General features: G+C 62.1%; 15 protein-coding genes and 1 riboswitch. Of the genes, 14 read left to right on the top strand and 1 reads right to left on the bottom strand.

The features are described 5' to 3' along the window. Nucleotides 1-72 precede the first annotated feature (72 nt). Nucleotides 73-150: riboswitch (SAM riboswitch) on the top strand. A gap of 48 nt (nucleotides 151-198) precedes the next feature. The 6 genes from metA (at nucleotide 199) to FHX10_RS23515 (ending at nucleotide 6200) form a co-directional block, all read left to right on the top strand. Then, complete coding sequence (metA, locus tag FHX10_RS23540; RefSeq protein ID WP_028759058.1) at nucleotides 199-1122, top strand: homoserine O-succinyltransferase; 924 nt, start codon at nucleotides 199-201, stop codon at nucleotides 1120-1122. A gap of 226 nt (nucleotides 1123-1348) precedes the next feature. Next, nucleotides 1349-2371 carry an aldose epimerase family protein gene (locus FHX10_RS23535; RefSeq protein ID WP_063473911.1) on the top strand — a complete coding sequence of 341 codons (1023 nt, stop codon included), beginning with the start codon at nucleotides 1349-1351 and terminating at the stop codon, nucleotides 2369-2371. Between the two features lie 130 nt (nucleotides 2372-2501). Further along, complete coding sequence (locus tag FHX10_RS23530; protein WP_028759060.1) at nucleotides 2502-3275, top strand: GntR family transcriptional regulator; 774 nt, start codon at nucleotides 2502-2504, stop codon at nucleotides 3273-3275. Next, on the top strand, nucleotides 3272-4303 hold the full coding sequence (locus FHX10_RS23525) for an SIS domain-containing protein (protein WP_063473839.1): 1032 nt from the start codon (nucleotides 3272-3274) through the stop codon (nucleotides 4301-4303). Before FHX10_RS23530 ends, FHX10_RS23525 begins: the two co-directional genes overlap by 4 nt. Further along, nucleotides 4303-5454 carry an N-acetylglucosamine-6-phosphate deacetylase gene (gene nagA / locus FHX10_RS23520; RefSeq protein ID WP_063473838.1) on the top strand — a complete coding sequence of 384 codons (1152 nt, stop codon included), beginning with the start codon at nucleotides 4303-4305 and terminating at the stop codon, nucleotides 5452-5454. The genes FHX10_RS23525 and nagA overlap by 1 nt, the downstream gene beginning before the upstream one ends. 17 nt (nucleotides 5455-5471) lie before the next feature. Beyond that, nucleotides 5472-6200: an SIS domain-containing protein gene (locus FHX10_RS23515; RefSeq protein ID WP_063473837.1), complete on the top strand. Its 729-nt coding sequence runs from the start codon at nucleotides 5472-5474 to the stop codon at nucleotides 6198-6200. 109 nt (nucleotides 6201-6309) lie between these two features. On the opposite strand, the gene efp is transcribed toward FHX10_RS23515, so the two are convergent. Continuing rightward, on the bottom strand, nucleotides 6310-6879 hold the full coding sequence (gene efp, locus FHX10_RS23510) for an elongation factor P (RefSeq protein ID WP_028758989.1): 570 nt from the start codon (nucleotides 6877-6879) through the stop codon (nucleotides 6310-6312). 147 nt (nucleotides 6880-7026) lie between these two features. On the opposite strand from efp, the gene epmA reads away from it, so the two are divergent. The 8 genes from epmA to FHX10_RS23470 all read left to right on the top strand — a co-directional run bounded on the left by epmA (nucleotide 7027) and on the right by FHX10_RS23470 (nucleotide 16484). Beyond that, complete coding sequence (gene epmA, locus FHX10_RS23505) at nucleotides 7027-8088, top strand: EF-P lysine aminoacylase EpmA (protein ID WP_047615719.1); 1062 nt, start codon at nucleotides 7027-7029, stop codon at nucleotides 8086-8088. Continuing rightward, nucleotides 8085-9137, top strand: coding sequence for a lysine-2,3-aminomutase-like protein (locus FHX10_RS23500; RefSeq protein WP_063473836.1), 1053 nt, complete (start codon nucleotides 8085-8087; stop codon nucleotides 9135-9137). The genes epmA and FHX10_RS23500 overlap by 4 nt, the downstream gene beginning before the upstream one ends. Nucleotides 9138-9402: 265 nt before the next feature. Then, on the top strand, nucleotides 9403-9654 hold the full coding sequence (locus FHX10_RS23495) for an acyl carrier protein (RefSeq protein ID WP_028757744.1): 252 nt from the start codon (nucleotides 9403-9405) through the stop codon (nucleotides 9652-9654). Continuing rightward, complete coding sequence (locus FHX10_RS23490) at nucleotides 9654-10835, top strand: acyl-CoA dehydrogenase family protein (RefSeq protein WP_047615710.1); 1182 nt, start codon at nucleotides 9654-9656, stop codon at nucleotides 10833-10835. The genes FHX10_RS23495 and FHX10_RS23490 overlap by 1 nt, the downstream gene beginning before the upstream one ends. Before the next feature lie 5 nt (nucleotides 10836-10840). Next, nucleotides 10841-11749 carry an amino acid--[acyl-carrier-protein] ligase gene (locus FHX10_RS23485; protein ID WP_063473835.1) on the top strand — a complete coding sequence of 303 codons (909 nt, stop codon included), beginning with the start codon at nucleotides 10841-10843 and terminating at the stop codon, nucleotides 11747-11749. A gap of 8 nt (nucleotides 11750-11757) precedes the next feature. Then, complete coding sequence (locus FHX10_RS23480; protein ID WP_063473910.1) at nucleotides 11758-12720, top strand: DUF1839 family protein; 963 nt, start codon at nucleotides 11758-11760, stop codon at nucleotides 12718-12720. 16 nt (nucleotides 12721-12736) lie between these two features. Continuing rightward, nucleotides 12737-15211 (top strand): glycoside hydrolase family 2 protein, encoded by a 2475-nt coding sequence (locus tag FHX10_RS23475; RefSeq protein ID WP_063473834.1) that lies wholly within the window; start codon nucleotides 12737-12739, stop codon nucleotides 15209-15211. A gap of 94 nt (nucleotides 15212-15305) precedes the next feature. Next, on the top strand, nucleotides 15306-16484 hold the full coding sequence (locus FHX10_RS23470) for a glycosyltransferase family 4 protein (protein WP_063473833.1): 1179 nt from the start codon (nucleotides 15306-15308) through the stop codon (nucleotides 16482-16484). Nucleotides 16485-16607: the final 123 nt, after the last annotated feature.

Genomic DNA, 16607 nt, shown 5'->3' with positions numbered 1-16607 from the left:
AGTGTGATGATGCTTGCATGGGCCGTGCCTGCATGCTTTCGCCATTGATTCGCGGTCCGACTGGGGCTAATTAAAGTGCTCCGTGGTGATTTGGCCGGCCGGCTTGCAGCCACGTTAAAAAAGTCGCTAAAGGGCCGCGTGCGGACCGGTAGCGATTTTTTTCGCCGCCGGTTTTTTGTTTTTGATCGAGTGACCGCAATGCCCATCAAGATCCCCGATACGTTGCCCGCCTTCGAAACCCTGGTTCAGGAAGGTGTGCGGGTGATGACCGAGACGATGGCGATCCGTCAGGATATCCGTCCGTTGCAGATCGGGCTGCTCAATCTCATGCCGAACAAGATCAAGACCGAGCTGCAAATGGCCCGCCTCGTCGGCGCCTCGCCGCTGCAGGTGGAGCTGTCGCTGATCCGCATCGGAGGCCACAAGGCGAAGAATACCTCCGAAGACCATCTGCTTTCCTTCTATCAGACCTGGGAAGAGGTGAAGCAGCGCAAGTTCGACGGCTTCATCATCACCGGGGCGCCGATCGAGCTTTTGCCCTATGAGGACGTCACCTATTGGGCGGAAATGCAGCAGATCCTCGACTGGACGGAAACGAATGTCCATTCGACGATGAACGTGTGCTGGGGCGCGATGGCTGCGATCTATCATTTCCACGGCGTTCCGAAATACGAGTTGAAGGAGAAGGCCTTCGGGGTTTATCGCCACCGGAACCTGAAGCCTTCCTCCATCTATCTCAACGGCTTTTCCGACAATTTCGAAGTGCCGGTGTCGCGCTGGACCGAAGTGCGCCGCGCCGATATCGAGAAATCCGAAGATCTGGAGATCCTGATGGAATCAGCCGAGATGGGCGTGTGCCTCGTGCACGAGAAGAAGGGCCGGCGGCTCTACATGTTCAACCATGTCGAATATGATTCCACCTCGCTCTCCGACGAGTATTTCCGTGACGTCGATGCCGGCGTGCCGATCAAGATGCCGCACAACTACTTCCCGCATAACGATCCGGCGCTTGCGCCGCAGAATCGCTGGCGCAGCCATGCGCATTTGCTGTTCGGCAACTGGATCAACGAAATCTACCAGACGACGCCCTATGACGTGGAAGAGATCGGCATGGACCTCTGAGGGCACCATCGCGCCTTGAGCCGATGCCGCATCGCTGCTGCAGCATTTCTTTCTACTCCGCCCGGTTGCGGTTTGGAACAAATGCGGGCAGGTTCCGGTCCGGAACGCCACAGCGCCCGCGCGTCTTTGTCAGCCGTGCAAGGACGCTGCAACAGTTTGAATCGCTGAAATTCCTAAATCGATTTCGATGAGGAATAGGCAGCCGGGATAGAATGGACGGTCGATGATGTCGGATAAGTTGAAGCGGGATGTTTTCGGGCAGACGAAGGCGGGCGAGACCGTCTATCGCGTCGAGATCAAGGGCGGCGGGCTGACGGCCAAGATTATGACCTGGGGTGCGGTCATCCAGGATCTGCGCCTTGAGGGACATGACGCTCCGCTGCAGCTCGGCTTTGACGATTTCGACAGCTATCCCCTTTATTCGGCCTACTTCGGCGCGACCCCCGGCCGCTGCGCCAACCGTGTCGGCGGCGGCAAATTCACGCTTGACGAAAAGGACCATCAGCTCGAGCTGAACGAAAATGGCGTGACGCATCTGCATGGCGGCAGCGACAATATTGCCAAACGCAACTGGACGATCGTCGAGCACGACGTCGACCGCGTGGTGCTGAAGATCGTCGATCCCGATGGCCGCGCCGGCTATCCCGGCAATTGCACCATCCAGGCGACTTTCCGGGTGCATGGCAATGGCGAACTGTCGATCACCTACGAATCGACCAGCGACCAGCCGACGCTCGCCAATGTCTGCCAGCACGCCTATTTCAATCTCGACGGCCGCGAAGATGCGCTTGGCCACGATATCATGATTGCTGCCGATCACTATCTGCCGACGGACGAGAGGCAGGTGCCGACCGGCGAGATCCGTTCCGTCGAGGGCACGGAGTTCGATTTCCGCGAGATGGCGCCGATGAAGCGTTTCGTCGGCAGCGAACAAGTGTTGTACGATCATAATTTCTGCCTGTCCGCCGAGCGCACCGCCAAGCGGAGCGTCGCGCTTGCCCGCAGCCTCTATTCCGGGGTGTCGCTGGAAGTGCGCAGCACCGAGCCGGGCGTGCAGTTCTATGCCGGCTTCAAGCTTAATACCGAGGCGCTCGGCATCGGCGGGCGCAAATATGGTCCATTCGCCGGGTTCTGCCTCGAGACGCAGGTCTGGCCGGATGCCATCAATCACCAAGGTTTTCCGAATGCCGTCCTGCGTCCCGGCGAGGTGCTTCGCCAGGAGACGGATTATATCTTCACCAAGAACTGAGTTTCTGCGCACGCACGGCTGTCAAATTTGATTGCTATGAAACCCTTGCCGGTCCACCGGTGAGGGTTTTTTCTTTCTATGCTCGATTCCGTCTTGCCGATTGGTTCTAGATAGGTTCTATTGTGCGCCCATGGATAGAACCAGTCTGATAGCGGAACTGAAGAACCGCGGCCTGCGTGACGAGGCGCTGACCGGGCCGCTCTACAAGCGGCTGGCGCAGACGCTGACCGGTCTCATTCAGGAAGGATTGCTGAAGCCCGGCACTGCGCTGCCGGGCGAGCGCGACCTTGCCGAGGCACTGAAGCTCGGACGCGTCACCGTGCGCACCGCCTATCGCGATCTGATGGCTTCAGGGGCGCTGGAATCGCGCCACGGAAGCGGTACTTTCGTCTCGAGCAGAGTGGAACGCATGGAGCAGTCGCTCTGGCGGCTTTCCTCCTTCTCCGCCGACATGCGCTCGCGCGGGCGTCTGCCGGCTGCGCGGGTATTGTCGCGGGCGGTCAATACGCCGTCGCCGGAGGAATCCTTCTTGCTCGGCCTCGGCGGCGACGAGCCGGTGCTGAGACTCGACCGCTTGCGCCTTGCCGATGGCCTGCCGCTGGCGATTGAACGCGCCGTGGTGCCGATCAAGTTCCTTGGGCACGATGCCGGTGGCGAGGGATCGCTCTACGATGCGCTGACGGCCAGCGGCCACAGGCCCGTGCGCGCGCTGCAGCGGCTCACTGCGGTCACGCTCGACCCGTCTTCTGCTGCGATCCTGAACGTCAAATCAGGCGCGCCGGCGCTTCTGATCGAACGTGTCTCGCGCCTGGAAGACCAGCGCGTCGTCGAATACACCCGCTCGCATTATCGCGGCGATGCCTATGATTTCGTTGCCGAATTGAGAATTGGAGATGACCTATGAGTGAGAACCAGTCGCTGATGCTGCAGGAAGCCGGCCAGTCGCCAGAGGTGGTGGCCACGCTTCTCGAAAAGGAAAAGCCGGTCTTTGCCGAGATCGCCCGGCTGTTTTCGTCCGCCCGCCCGAGCGTGGTGACCACGGCGGCGCGCGGCTCCTCCGACCATGCCGCCACCTTCTTCAAGTATCTCTTCGAGATCACCTGCGGCGTTCCGGTCGCCTCAGTCGGTCCGTCAATCGCTTCCGTCTATGGTGCCGCGCTGCATCTGAAGGGCGGCGTCCATTTCACCGTCTCGCAGTCGGGCGCCAGCCCCGATATCGTTGCGCTGCAGGATGCGGCGAAGAAGGGCGGAGCGACGACGATCGCCGTCGTCAACGTCACCGACAGCCCGCTTGCGAAACAGGCCGATATCGTTCTCGGCCTCAATGCCGGTGCCGAAAAGAGTGTCGCGGCGACGAAATCCTTCATTGCCTCGGTCGCCGCCCTTTCCGGGGTGACGGCTGCGATCGGCGGCGCATCCGATCTGCAGACTGCGCTCGACAAGCTGCCGGAGGCGCTGTCGGCAACAGCCGGGATCGACACGGCGGCGGCCGAGGAGGTGCTCTTCAACGCAACCTCGCTCTATACGGCCGGCCGCGGCCCAGCTTTCGCGATCGCGCTCGAAGCGGCGCTGAAGGCTAAGGAGACCTCCGGCTTGCATGCCGAGGCCTTCTCGCTGGCGGAACTGATGCATGGTCCGATGCGCCTGGTGCAGCCGGGCTTTCCGATCGTCGCCTTTACGCCCGACGATGCCGCCTTCGCCAACAACGTCCAGGCACTGGAGCGCCTGCAGAAGCTCGGCGCCACCACCGTCGGCTTCTCGGCGCAGCCGCTGTCCGGCGTCCATCTGCGCGTGCCGACCACGGGCAGCGGCCTCGTCGATCCGCTGGTGTCGCTGCTCGTCTATTACCGGCTGATCGAGTCGGTGACGCGACGCAAGGGCTTCGATCCCGACAGACCGGCAAACCTGCTCAAGGTGACGGAGACGGTCTGATGGCCCGCAAGATCTTCCTTGGCGCCCGCATCTTCGACGGCGAACGCTTCCATGACGACAAGGCGCTCATCACTGCCGGCGGCCGAGTCGAAGCGATCGTCGCAAGAAACGATCTGCCGGACGGCGAGATCGTGACACTTGCGGGCGGGGTTCTGTCGGCCGGTTTCATCGATGCGCAGGTCAATGGCGGCGGCGGGCGAATGCTGAACGACGAGCCTTCCGCCGCTTCGATGGACATCATCGCCGGAGGACACCGGCCCTATGGCACGACGTCGCTGCTGCCGACGCTGATCACCGATACATCGGAAGCCTCCATTGCCGCGATCGAGGCGGCCAAGGAGGCGGTCAAGGCGAGCCGCGGCGTCGCTGGCCTGCATCTCGAAGGCCCGCATCTGGCGCCGGCGAGAAAAGGCGCGCATCTGGCAGAGCTGATGCGGCCGGTGGAGGAACGTGACGTCAAGACCTTCATCCGAGCACGCGAGGAGATCGGCACGTTGCTCGTCACCATGGCGGCCGAGCAGGTGACGGTTGCCCAGGTGCGCGAGCTTGCGGAAGCCGGCGTCACGGTCAGCATCGGGCATTCCGATTGTTCGAGCGAGGCGGCGGAAGAACGCTTCGATGCCGGCGCACGCGGCGTCACGCATCTCTTCAACGCCATGAGCCAGCTGGGACACCGCACACCCGGCCTCGTCGGCGCGGCAATCGACCATCCCTCGACCTGGTGCGGCATCATCGCCGATGGCCATCACGTCGATCCGAAGGCCTTGCGCACGGCCCTGCGCGCCAAGCGCGGCGAAGGCAAGCTGTTCTTCGTCACCGACGCGATGTCGCTCGTCGGCTCGGAGAAAGACTCGTTCACGCTGAACGGGCGCACCGTCCGGCGAGAAAGGGGTGGCTTCTGCTCGAAGCTGGTGCTTTCCGACGGCACGCTCGCCGGTTCCGACGTCGATATGATCTCGACGATCCGGTACGGCGTCACCTATCTCGACCTGACGCTCGCCGAGGCCCTGCGCATGGCGACCCTTTATCCCGCCCGCTTCCTCAGGCTTGCCGATCGCGGTCATCTCTCGCCGGGCATGCGTGCCGATCTCGTGCATCTCACCGATGCGCTTGCCGTCACCGCCACCTGGCTCGGCAGCGAAGCGGCCTGACATCAAGGAGACGTGGGATGACCGACATTACCGATGCCTATTTCACTAACCTCATCGGCCGGCTGGAAGAGCTGAAGCAGGCGCTTGCCGAGCCGATGGCGCAGGCCGCGGCCGTCATCCTCGATGCTGCCCACGGCGACAAGCGCGTCTATGTCTTCGGCACCGGCCATTCGCATATGCTGGCGGAAGAGGTGCACTATCGTGCCGGCGGGCTCGCCTTCACCGTGCCGGTGCTCGTCGGCTCGGCCATGCTGCATGAGGGTGCGGTCATCAGTTCGGTCTATGAGCGCACGCAGGGCCTGGTGCGGCCGATGCTGGAGCGCTACGGCATGCAGCCGGGCGATGTCATCATCATCGCTTCCAATTCGGGCGTGAACGCCGCGCCGATCGAGGCGGCCGACTATGCGCGCGAAATCGGCGCAAAGGTGATTGCCATCACGTCGATCGCCTATTCCTCAGCGATCGCCAATGGTCGCCGGCGGCTCGCCGACGTGGCCGATGTGGTGCTCGACAACGGGCTGCCACCGGGTGATGCCGTTGTCGATCTCGAAGGCACGGGGCTTCGGGTTGGGCCAGTCTCGACGGTGGTCGGGGTAACGGTGATCAATGCGGTCTTCGCCGAAGTCGCCTCGCAGCTTTCGAAATCCGGCGATGCGCCAATTTATCTCAGCGCCAACATGCCGGGTGCGGCCGAGATCAACCAGAAGCTCGTCAAGAAATACCGGCCGCGCAACCCGCATCTCTAGAGCATGATGCCGAAAAGTGTGAGCGGTTTTCGGACAACATCATGCTGCAAAGAAGGCGGATACAAAAAGGCCGGCATAAGCCGGTCTCTTCAAGAGTTGTAACTCAGGATCAATCCTTGGCGCGTTCGACGTAGGAATTGTCTTCCGTGGCGATGACGACGCGGGTGCCGGCATTGATGTGCGGCGGCACCATGGTGCGCACGCCGTTCGACAGCATGGCCGGCTTGTAGGAAGACGACGCCGTCTGGCCCTTGACGACCGGTTCCGTCTCGGTGATTTCGAGCGTGACGTGACGCGGCATCTGGATCGCCAGCGCAATGCCTTCATGCATTGAGAGAACGCAGGTCATGCCTTCCTGCAGATAAGCCTTGTCGTCACCCATCGTCTCGACATCGACGACGACCTGATCGTAGTTTCCAGGGTTCATGAAGTGAAAGCCTTCGCCGTCCTCGTAGAGGAACTGATGGTTCACGTCTTCGACGAAGGCGCGCTCGACCTGTTCGGTGGTGCGCCAACGCTCGGAAACCTTCACGCCGTCGACGATGCGGCGCATGTCGACCTGGGTGACCGGCGTGCCTTTGCCCGGATGAAAGTTCTGGGCGGTGAGGACGACGTAGAGCTTGCCGTCGACGTCGAGAACGTTGCCCTTGCGGACCGAAGAGGCGATGACCTTGACCATAAGACTTCCTTGTAACTCGGCTTTCGGCGTCGTAGAGGACTGTCGAGACGCCCCGAAGACGCAAATGTTTTTCTTTGGGGGCGCAACTAACCTAAAATCCGGGAAATAGCCACCCCATACCGGCTTCTCCGGCGAAGAAAGCTTGGAATGAACTCTTCGGCCAAAGCGTCCCCCTGGTGGACCTCGTCCGTACATGCCGATCGCCGTCCGTTCCTGATCGGGCGCAATGCGATCCAGGCGGCGTTGCGCGGGTTTTTCGCGCGCGAGGATTTCATCGAGGTGGATACGGCGGTGCTGCAGGTCTCTCCGGGCAATGAGGCGCATCTGCATGCCTTCGCGACGGAAGCGCTGACGACGGACGGGCAAAGGGCTCCATTTTACCTGCACACCTCGCCGGAATTCGCCTGCAAGAAGCTGCTTGCGGCGGGCGAGGAACGGATCTCGTGTTTTGCCCATGTCTATCGCAATCGCGAGCGCGGGCCGCTGCATCATCCCGAATTCACCATGCTCGAATGGTATCGGGCGGGCGAAAGCTATGAGAGCCTGATGATGGATTGCGTGCGGATCCTGGCGCTGGCGGCAGAAACGGTAAAGGCGGGGACGCTTGCCTATCGCGGCGTCGCGAGCGATCCCTTCGCCGGGCCGGAGCGGCTCAGCGTTGCCGAAGCCTTCGAGCGGCATGCCGGCATCGATCTTCTTGCCTCGGTCGCCGCCGATGGTTCGACCGATCGCAACCATCTGGCAGCCGAACTCAGGCGCGTCGGCATGCGGGTTGCCGATGACGATGGCTGGGCCGATCTCTTCAGCCGGGTGCTGGTCGAGAAGATCGAACCGCATCTCGGCTTCGGCCGCATCACCATCCTCGACGAATATCCGGTCTCGGAGGCGGCACTTGCGCGTCCCTCGGCACGCGACCCCAGGGTCGCGGAACGTTTCGAGCTCTATGCCTGCGGCGTCGAGCTTGCGAACGGCTTCGGCGAGCTCACCAACGCTGCCGAACAGCGGCGACGGTTCGAGATCGAGATGGCCGAGAAGGCGCGGGTCTACGGCGAGACCTATCCGATCGACGAGGATTTCCTCGCCGCGCTGGCGCTGATGCCTGAGGCAAGCGGCATCGCGCTCGGTTTCGACCGGCTGGTAATGCTGGCAACGGGAGCATCGCGCATCGACCAGGTGCTCTGGGCGCCGGTTGCGGAGTATGGAAGATGAATGTCGTCAAACCGATCAAGAGCGTCGACGATCTTGTGAAGGCAGGGCTCGCCGCATCTGCCGATCGCGCAACGCTCGAAGAGGTTGCCGCGCGCTATGCGATCGCGCTGACGCCGGTGATCAGCAAGCTCATCGACCGCACCGATCCCGATGATCCGATCGCCCGGCAGTTCGTGCCCGATATCGCCGAACTCACGATCGCCAGCGAGGAACGCGCCGATCCGATCGGCGATCATGCCCACAGCCCCGTCGAAGGCATCGTTCACCGCTATCCCGATCGTGTGTTGCTGAAGGCCGTGCATGTCTGCCCGGTCTATTGCCGCTTCTGCTTCCGGCGCGAAATGGTCGGGCCGCAGGGCCTCGGCACGCTCGATGCCGCGGCGATGCAGGCCGCTTTCGACTATATCCGGGGTCATGAGGAGATCTGGGAGGTCATCCTCACCGGCGGCGATCCGCTGGTGCTTTCCCCGCGCCGTCTCCACGACATCATGGAGACGCTTGCCGGGATCGCCCATGTGAAGATCGTGCGTTTCCACACGCGTGTTCCGGTCGTCGATCCGGAGAGGATCGATGCGGCGCTGGTCGCCGCGCTGAAAGCAAGCGGCAAGACGGTCTATGTGGCGCTGCACGCCAACCATGTCAGGGAACTGACGATGGAAGCGCGCGCAGCCTGCGCCCGCCTCGTCGATGCCGGCATCGCCATGCTCAGCCAGTCGGTGCTGCTCAAGGGCGTCAACGACGATCCCGACGTGCTTGCGGCGCTGATGAAGGCCTTCGTCGAAATCCGCGTCAAACCCTATTACCTGCATCATCCGGATCTGGCGCCCGGCACCGGTCATTTCAGAGTGACGATCGAGGAGGGGCAGAAGATCGTCGCGGCGTTGCGCGGGCGGATTTCCGGTCTCTGCCAGCCGACTTACATTCTCGATATTCCAGGCGGTCACGGCAAGGCCGTCATCAGTGGGAGCGCTATCCGGGCGACAGGCGACGGATGTTATTCCATCACCGATTATCGCGGCGGCGAGCATTCCTATCCGCCGGCCGATTGAGACAAAAAGCGGCGCGTTTGCGTGTCATTTCTGTACTCGTCACGCCAGAAGCTATTGTGTGTCGCAGCGTCAAGATTATCCCAAGTCTTTGATAGAAAATCGTTGTTTACGATAATGCCGGAATGATCACTAAAATCCTAACTATGAGCCTTAGTCATATTTAACCCAACAAATTAGCGGAATGTTCTGTTTTCCGCACTAAAAGAACGCTCATGACAAGGCGATGAACGCCGGTTCGGGATCATGAGAATCTTGGAGTGATGGGATGAATACGACAATCCGCGACCTCGTAGCCAAATTCGGCAAGCTTCCTGTGTCGATCGACCAGGTTGGCGACGATGCCGATCTTTATGCGGCAGGTTTGACGTCCTTTGCTTCCGTGCAGTTGATGCTTGGCATCGAAGAGGCCTTCGACATCGAATTTCCCGACAATCTCCTGAACCGCAAATCCTTCGCGAGCATCTCGGCCATCGCCAGGACCGTCGATCTCATCCGGGACAGCCGGAAGGTCGCCTGATGAATTTCCCCGTCAAGATCATGCAGGACGGTCTTGTCGCAAGAGTGGCCCGCGTCGCCGAAATCGCGGCAAAGCACGCCGATGCCGTCGATGTCGAAGGCCGCTTTCCCCGCGAAGCCGTGGAGGCGATGAAGGCCGAAAGGCTGCTCGGCATCCAGGTGCCGCGCCATCTCGGCGGTGAATCCGCCTCGATCACCGAGATCGCCGAATTGTGCTCGATGCTCGGCCAGGCCTGCGCGGCAAGCGCCATGGTCTTCGCCATGCATCACATCAAGCTGTCGAGCCTCGTTGAACACGGCGCCGACAGCGAATGGCATCGCAGCTTCATGCGCCGCATCGCCGCAGAGCAGCTGCTGATTGCTTCCGCCACCACCGAAGGCGGCATCGGCGGAAACCTGCGCAACAGCATCTGCGCGGTCGAGGTCGATGGCGATACTTGCCGCCTCGAAAAGGATGCGACAGTCATTTCCTACGGCTCGCATGCCGACGCGATCCTCATCACGTCGCGTGCCCACGCGCAGGCGGCTTCCTCCGATCAGGTGCTGACGGCCTTCCTCAAGGATCAGTATACGCTCGAGAAGACGCATGTCTGGAATACGCTGGGCATGCGCGGCACCTGCTCCGACGGCTTCCTGTTCAAGGGCGAGGCGCCGGCACATCAGATCCTGCCGAAGCCTTTCGCCGAGATCGCGGCGCAATCCATGCTCGCCTCCTCGCACCTGTTGTGGAGTGGCGTCTGGTACGGCATCGCAGTCGATGCCGTCGCACGTGCCCAGGCCTTCGTGCGCGCCGCCGCCCGCAAGGCGCCGGATGCCCAGCCGCCGGGCGCGTTGCGCCTCGCCGAGGTTTCGAACCTGCTGCAGATGGTGAAATCCAATGTGGTTGCCGGCCTAAAGGCCTACGAGGATGCCAAGGCCGATGTCGACAGGCTGTCCTCGATGGGCTTTGCGGTGGCGATGAACAACGTCAAGATCGCCTCGTCCGAGACGATCCTGGAGATCGTCAACCATGCCATGCTGATCTGCGGCATCATGGGCTACAAGAACGGCACGCCGTTCAGCCTCGGACGCCATCTGCGCGACGCGCATTCCGCACAGCTGATGATCTCGAACGACCGCATCCTCGGCAACACGTCGAGCATGCTTCTTGTCCATAAGCAGGACACTAGCCTACTGGGGTGACAGTCATGGATATGCAGACCTCGTTTCTGGACCGGCTTTTCGAATCCGGCCTGCTGATCGATACCGGCATCGACGGGCTCTATGGCCGCAGCGGCCAGTTCGAAGACGTGATCGCTGCCTTCGAGCGGCTGATCGACAGGTTCGGCGGCGCCGACGGCGCGGAGGCGATGCGCTTCCCGCCGGGCATGAACCGCGCCTTTTTCGAAAAGAGCGGTTACATGAAGAGCTTCCCGCAACTGGCTGGCACGGTGCACAGTTTCTGCGGCAGCGAACTCGATCATGTCAGCCTGCTGCAATGCATGGAAGTCGGCGAGGACTGGACCAAGGGGCAGGAGGCGACCGACATCGTGCTGACGCCGGCTGCCTGCTATCCGCTCTATCCGACGATCGCCAAGCGCGGCAATCTGCCAAAGACGGGCGGCCTCTTCGACCTGCAATCCTATTGCTTCCGCCATGAGCCGTCGAAGGATCCTGCCCGCCAGCAGCTGTTCCGCATGCGCGAATATGTCTGCATGGGCACTGAACAGCACGTCACCGATTTCCGCCAGCGCTGGATGGATCGCGGCGTCGAGATGATGAAGGCCGTCGGTCTCGACGTGACGATCGACGTCGCCAACGATCCGTTCTTCGGCCGCGCCGGCAAGATGCTCGCCAACAATCAGCGCGACCAGAACCTGAAATTCGAGCTGCTGATCCCGATCACCTCGGCTGCCAGTCCGACCGCCTGCATGAGCTTCAACTACCATCAGGATGCCTTCGGCACGAAATGGGGTCTCAATCTCGAAGACGGCAGCGTCGCGCACACCGCCTGCGTCGGCTTCGGGCTGGAGCGCATCGCGCTTGCCCTCTTCCACCATCACGGGCTCGATGTGAAGCAATGGCCGGCCAGCGTACGGAAAGCGCTGTGGGGCTGAGCACATCCATGACATCGGTATTTTCGGGAATCGACCCGGAAACCTACCGGGCGCATGCGCTGCATTCCAGTGAGCGCGCCTGGCCGGAAACCAATTGCTATGTCGATCTCTGGATCGAGGTGCTGGCATCATCCGGTGTCGCGCCCGAGGCGATGCTGGGTTTTACCCTGACGCAGGATTTCGAGGGCGACCAGTTCACCTTCTTCAAGGTGCCGCTCGAGGATCTCGAAGCGCTCTACGGTATTCGCGCCACCGAGCTTGCCATCTACGACCGTGTCGAACGCCATGTCGAGGTTCAGATCGCCCGTGCCCGTCTCTGCCTGATCGAGATGGATTCCTTCTACATGCCGGACACGCGCGGCACCGCCTACCGGCAGGAGCACGGCAAGACGACGGTGGCGATCAACCGGCTGGATGTTGCGGCCAAGCGCGTCGATTATTTTCACAATGCCGGTTATTTCCGCCTGGAAGGCGAGGATTTCGACGGGCTGTTCCAGCTGCATCTGACGGAGAACGATCCGCCGTTCCTGCCCTATACGGAATTTGCGCGGTTTCCGGAAAAGCCGGCTGATGAAACGCATCTGCGGAAGACCGCGCGGCAGCTTGCCGGCTTTCATTTCATCAGGCGTCCCCGCGAAAACCCGATCCGCGCCTTTGCAAGCGTCTTTCCGCAGCAGGTCGAAGCGGTAGCGGAACGGCCGTTCGGCTTCTTCCACAAATACGCCTTCAACACGCTTCGCCAGGTAGGCGCCAATTTCGAGCTGGCGGCCGATTACCTCACCTGGCTTTCCGCCGGTGAATTCGCGGCTGCCGCCGAGCATGCCAGGCGCATTTCCGAGGTGGCGAAATCGGTGCAGTTCCAGCTTGCCCGCGCCGTCACCCGCAGGAAGTTCGAGCCGTTGCAGGCAGCACTTGATCCGGCCGCCGATGCATGGGATTCCATGATGGCGTCGCTTGCGGGGCGAATCTGAAGCCGGAGATCTGACCATGCGGGGGCGTTTGGCAAGCATCGGTGCCGAGGAAAGCCTGCTTTCCGAAGGCTGGAACCTGATCCTGACGGAGCCGGGCGCCTGCGCCGTGCCGCACGACATTCACCTTTCCGCCCAGTTCATTCCCGCGCCCGTTCCCGGCACTGTCGCCGCGGCGCTCGAAAAGGCTGGGCTCTTCGACCGTGGAAATCCCGAGCCGCTGAACACGCGGGATGCCTGGTATCTCTGCCGGCTTTTCGATGCCGAGCCCGGCGAAGCGATCCTGCATTTCCAAGGGCTCGCGACGCTCTGCCATGTCTTCCTGAACGGCCAGGAAATCCTGTTTTCCGAGAGCATGTTCACGGCGCACGAGATTCCGGTGACGCTGTCGGGCGGCGACGAACTGGCGCTCTGCTTCCGGGCGCTCGGCCCCCGTCTGTCGGAGCCCGGCCCGCGCGCGCGCTGGCGGCCGCAGATGATCACGCCGGCGGGCCTGAAGAATTTTCGCACGACGCTGCTCGGCCATATGCCGGGCTGGTGCCCCGATATTCATGCCATCGGGCCGTGGCGACCGATTTCCATGGTGCGGCGCAATCCCGTCTCGATCGACAACGTCTCCATCCGCGCCCAGTTGGAGGAGAGCGGCGCCGGCCGTCTCAGCGTATCGCTGCATAGCAATGCCGAGGATCCCGCCATGCTGCTGCGCTGCGGCGGAATGGAGCAGCCTTTCGAGAAGGTCGGCGACAGTCATTACTCGGCTATTCTCAAGCTTCCCGACATCGAGCCATGGTGGCCGCACACCCACGGCGCTCCGCGTCTCTACGAGCTGACACTGGTTTCCGACGGCGTCGAATATCCGCTCGGCACGACCGGCTTCCGACGGATCGATGTCGACCGCGGTGGCGATGGCGACGACTTCGCGCTCACCGTCAACGGCGAACGCATCTTCTGCCGCGGCGCGGTGTGGACGACGGCCGATATCGTGCGATTGCCGGGCGGCCGGGCGGATTACGAACCCTTCCTGCGGCTTGCCGCGGAGGCCGGGATGAACATGATCCGCATCGGCGGCACCATGGCCTATGAGACGCCGGATTTCTTCGCGGTCTGCGATGAACTCGGCCTGCTCGTCTGGCAGGATTTCATGTTCGCCAATTTCGATTATCCGCGCAACGACAAGGCCTTTCTTGGCCATGTGCATGCGGAGGTCGAGGAATTTCTGCACGGTGTCCAGGCGTCGCCTTCCCTCGCCGTGCTCTGCGGCGGCAGCGAAATCCACCAGCAGGCGGCGATGCTCGGCCTGCCGGCGGAATTCTGGAGCGGGCCGGTCACCGACGAGATCATCCCGGCGGTCGTCGCGCGCATGCGTCCCGACGTGCCCTATGTCCCGAATTCGCCCTATGGCGGGGCCATGCCTTTTTCACCCAATGCCGGAATTGCGCATTATTACGGCGTCGGCGCCTATATGCGGCCGATTGCCGATGCGCGCCGCGCCGATGTGCGGTTTGCCTCCGAAAGCCTCGCCTTCGCGCATGTGCCGCAGCAAAGGACGCTGCAGCGTCATCTCGACGTGCCCGCCGTCCATAGCCCGCTCTGGAAGGCCCGCGTGCCGCGCGACCGCAGCGCATCGTGGGATTTCGAGGATGTTCGCGACTTCTATCTGCAGCTTCTCTACGGGTTCGATCCGGCCCAATTGCGCCGTGAGGATCCGGAACACTATCTCGATCTCTCCCGCGCCGTCACCGGCGAGGTGATCGAGGAGGCTTTTGCCGAATGGCGGCGCAAAGACTCCAGCTGCAACGGCGCGCTCGTCTGGACGCTGCAAGACCTGTTGCCCGGTCCCGGCTGGGGGGTGATCGATTCCACCGGAGAGCCGAAGCCCGTCTGGTATGCGATGCGCCGTGCCTTCCGGCCGGTGCAAGTGGTCTTCACCGACGAGGGAACCAACGGTCTCGACGTGCATGTCGTCAACGAGGCGGACGCCGCGCTCGACGTGGAACTCGAAGTTGTCTGCCTGCGGGACGGCAAGCAACAGGTCGTCAGCGGCAGCATGGCCTTCAAGCTGGCGGCAAGGAGCACGGAGCGTTTTGCCTGCACAACGCTGTTCGGCGCCTTCTTCGATACGACCTATGCCTTCCGTTTTGGACCACCATCGCACGACGCAAGCGTGGCGCGTCTGCGCTCGCTGGCAGATGGCGCCATTCTCGCCGAAAGCTTCCACTTCCCGTGCGGCCGGGGGAAGGCGCTCCATGACGCAGGGATCGAAGCGTCACTCGGCAGAGATGGCGACGACTGGTTCGTCGATTTGAGGACCGACCGGCTGGCGCAATCGGTGCATATCGACGTCGAAGGCTATCGGGCCGACGACGACTGGTTCCATCTCGCTCCCGGCGTGGCGCGGCGCGTGAAGCTGCATGCGCTCCTGAGCGCGGAAAGCGATGTTCCGCCTACGGGTGAGATCAGAAGTCTAGGCAGTTCGCATCGTGTCGCGTTCTAGAAAAGAGATAGAGCATGCTGCCGTCCGAAAACCGCGCACACTTTTCGGCATCATGCTCTGGGGCTGATGCCGATCCATTTGGAAAGACCGTGATTTGAGAACGATATACCGCTTTCTGCGCGCCCATGTCCTGCAGCGGCTGATTCCACGCGCGCGTCTTGCCTTCAATCCGCGCAAGCCGGTGGAGATCGTCGGCTATCTCTCGATGGCGGTCGGCGTCGGCGAATCGGCAAGGCTCTGCGCCGGCGCGTTGTCGGAGGCGGGGCGGGCGATTGCGCTTTCCGACGTCAGCACGCATCCCGACGAGAATGCCTTCGCCGGATGGATGCCGTCGCACCTTTCCACCGAACCCGCGGGAAGCCGGATCTGGCATCTCAATCCGCCGATGCTGCCGCGCGCCATCCTGAAGAAGGGCGTTGGAAATTTCACCCGCGCCTTCAACATCGGCTATTTCGCCTGGGAGCTCGAAGTTGTGCCGGCGGAATGGCGCAATGCGATGCATTACATGAATGCGGTCTTTGTGCCGTCGGAATTCACCCGGCGGACGATTGCGCCGCTGACCGCGGCACCCGTCATCGTGGTTCCGCATCCCGTCACGGAGAAGCCGGCGACGGAAGGCATGCGCCAGAAATTCGGCATCGAGGAAGACGCCTTTCTCGTCAGCTTCATCTTCAGTGCCGGCTCCTCGATCAACCGGAAGAATCCGCAGGCCATCATCGAGGCCTTCAGGATCTTCGTCGCCGAAGCCCCAAGCGCCTTCCTGTTGATGAAGGCCAGTGGCAATATCGATAGGGATGAAGGCCTGCGCGAACTGATCGCTTCGGTCGCCGGCAACCCCCGGATCAAGATCGTCACCGACAGGCTGTCGGACGCCGATATCAACGGCCTCATCCGCTGTTCAGACGCCTATCTTTCGCTGCATCGTTCCGAGGGTTTCGGGCTGACGGTGGCCGAGGCGATCATGCAGCGCACGCCGGTGATTTCCACCGCCTGGTCGGGCACGGTGGATTTCTGCGATCCCGATAATAGCTGGCTGGTCGCCTCTCCACTCATTCCGGTCGTCGATACACATCCCGAATTTGCCGGGCTCGCAGGCGCGGTCTGGGCTGACCCTTCTCCAGAGGCGGCGGCTGCGCACTTGCGGGACATCTTCCTCGCGCCCCAGCGTGCACGAGAGAAGGCCGAGAAGGCGCGGGAGTTCCTGCTGAGATACCTCGCAGAGAACAGCTATGAGAAGGCGCTCCAGAGGCTGTCGGCGATGCAAGCCAGCTAAGGTGAGGTCGTCACTCCGCTTTATTTTAACATTTTCGCATTAGAGATGGCGGGTATGCGACTTTAGAGCATGGCGCGCAAAAGTGTGCAGCGGTTTTGCGATAACGACATGGGTAAAAACAAA

The sequence above is a fragment of the Rhizobium sp. BK591 genome (assembly GCF_014195045.1).
GTDB lineage: Bacteria > Pseudomonadota > Alphaproteobacteria > Rhizobiales > Rhizobiaceae > Rhizobium > Rhizobium anhuiense.
The sequence above is the reverse complement of the archived record's forward strand: the minus strand, read 5'-3'. Positions and strand labels throughout refer to the sequence as shown.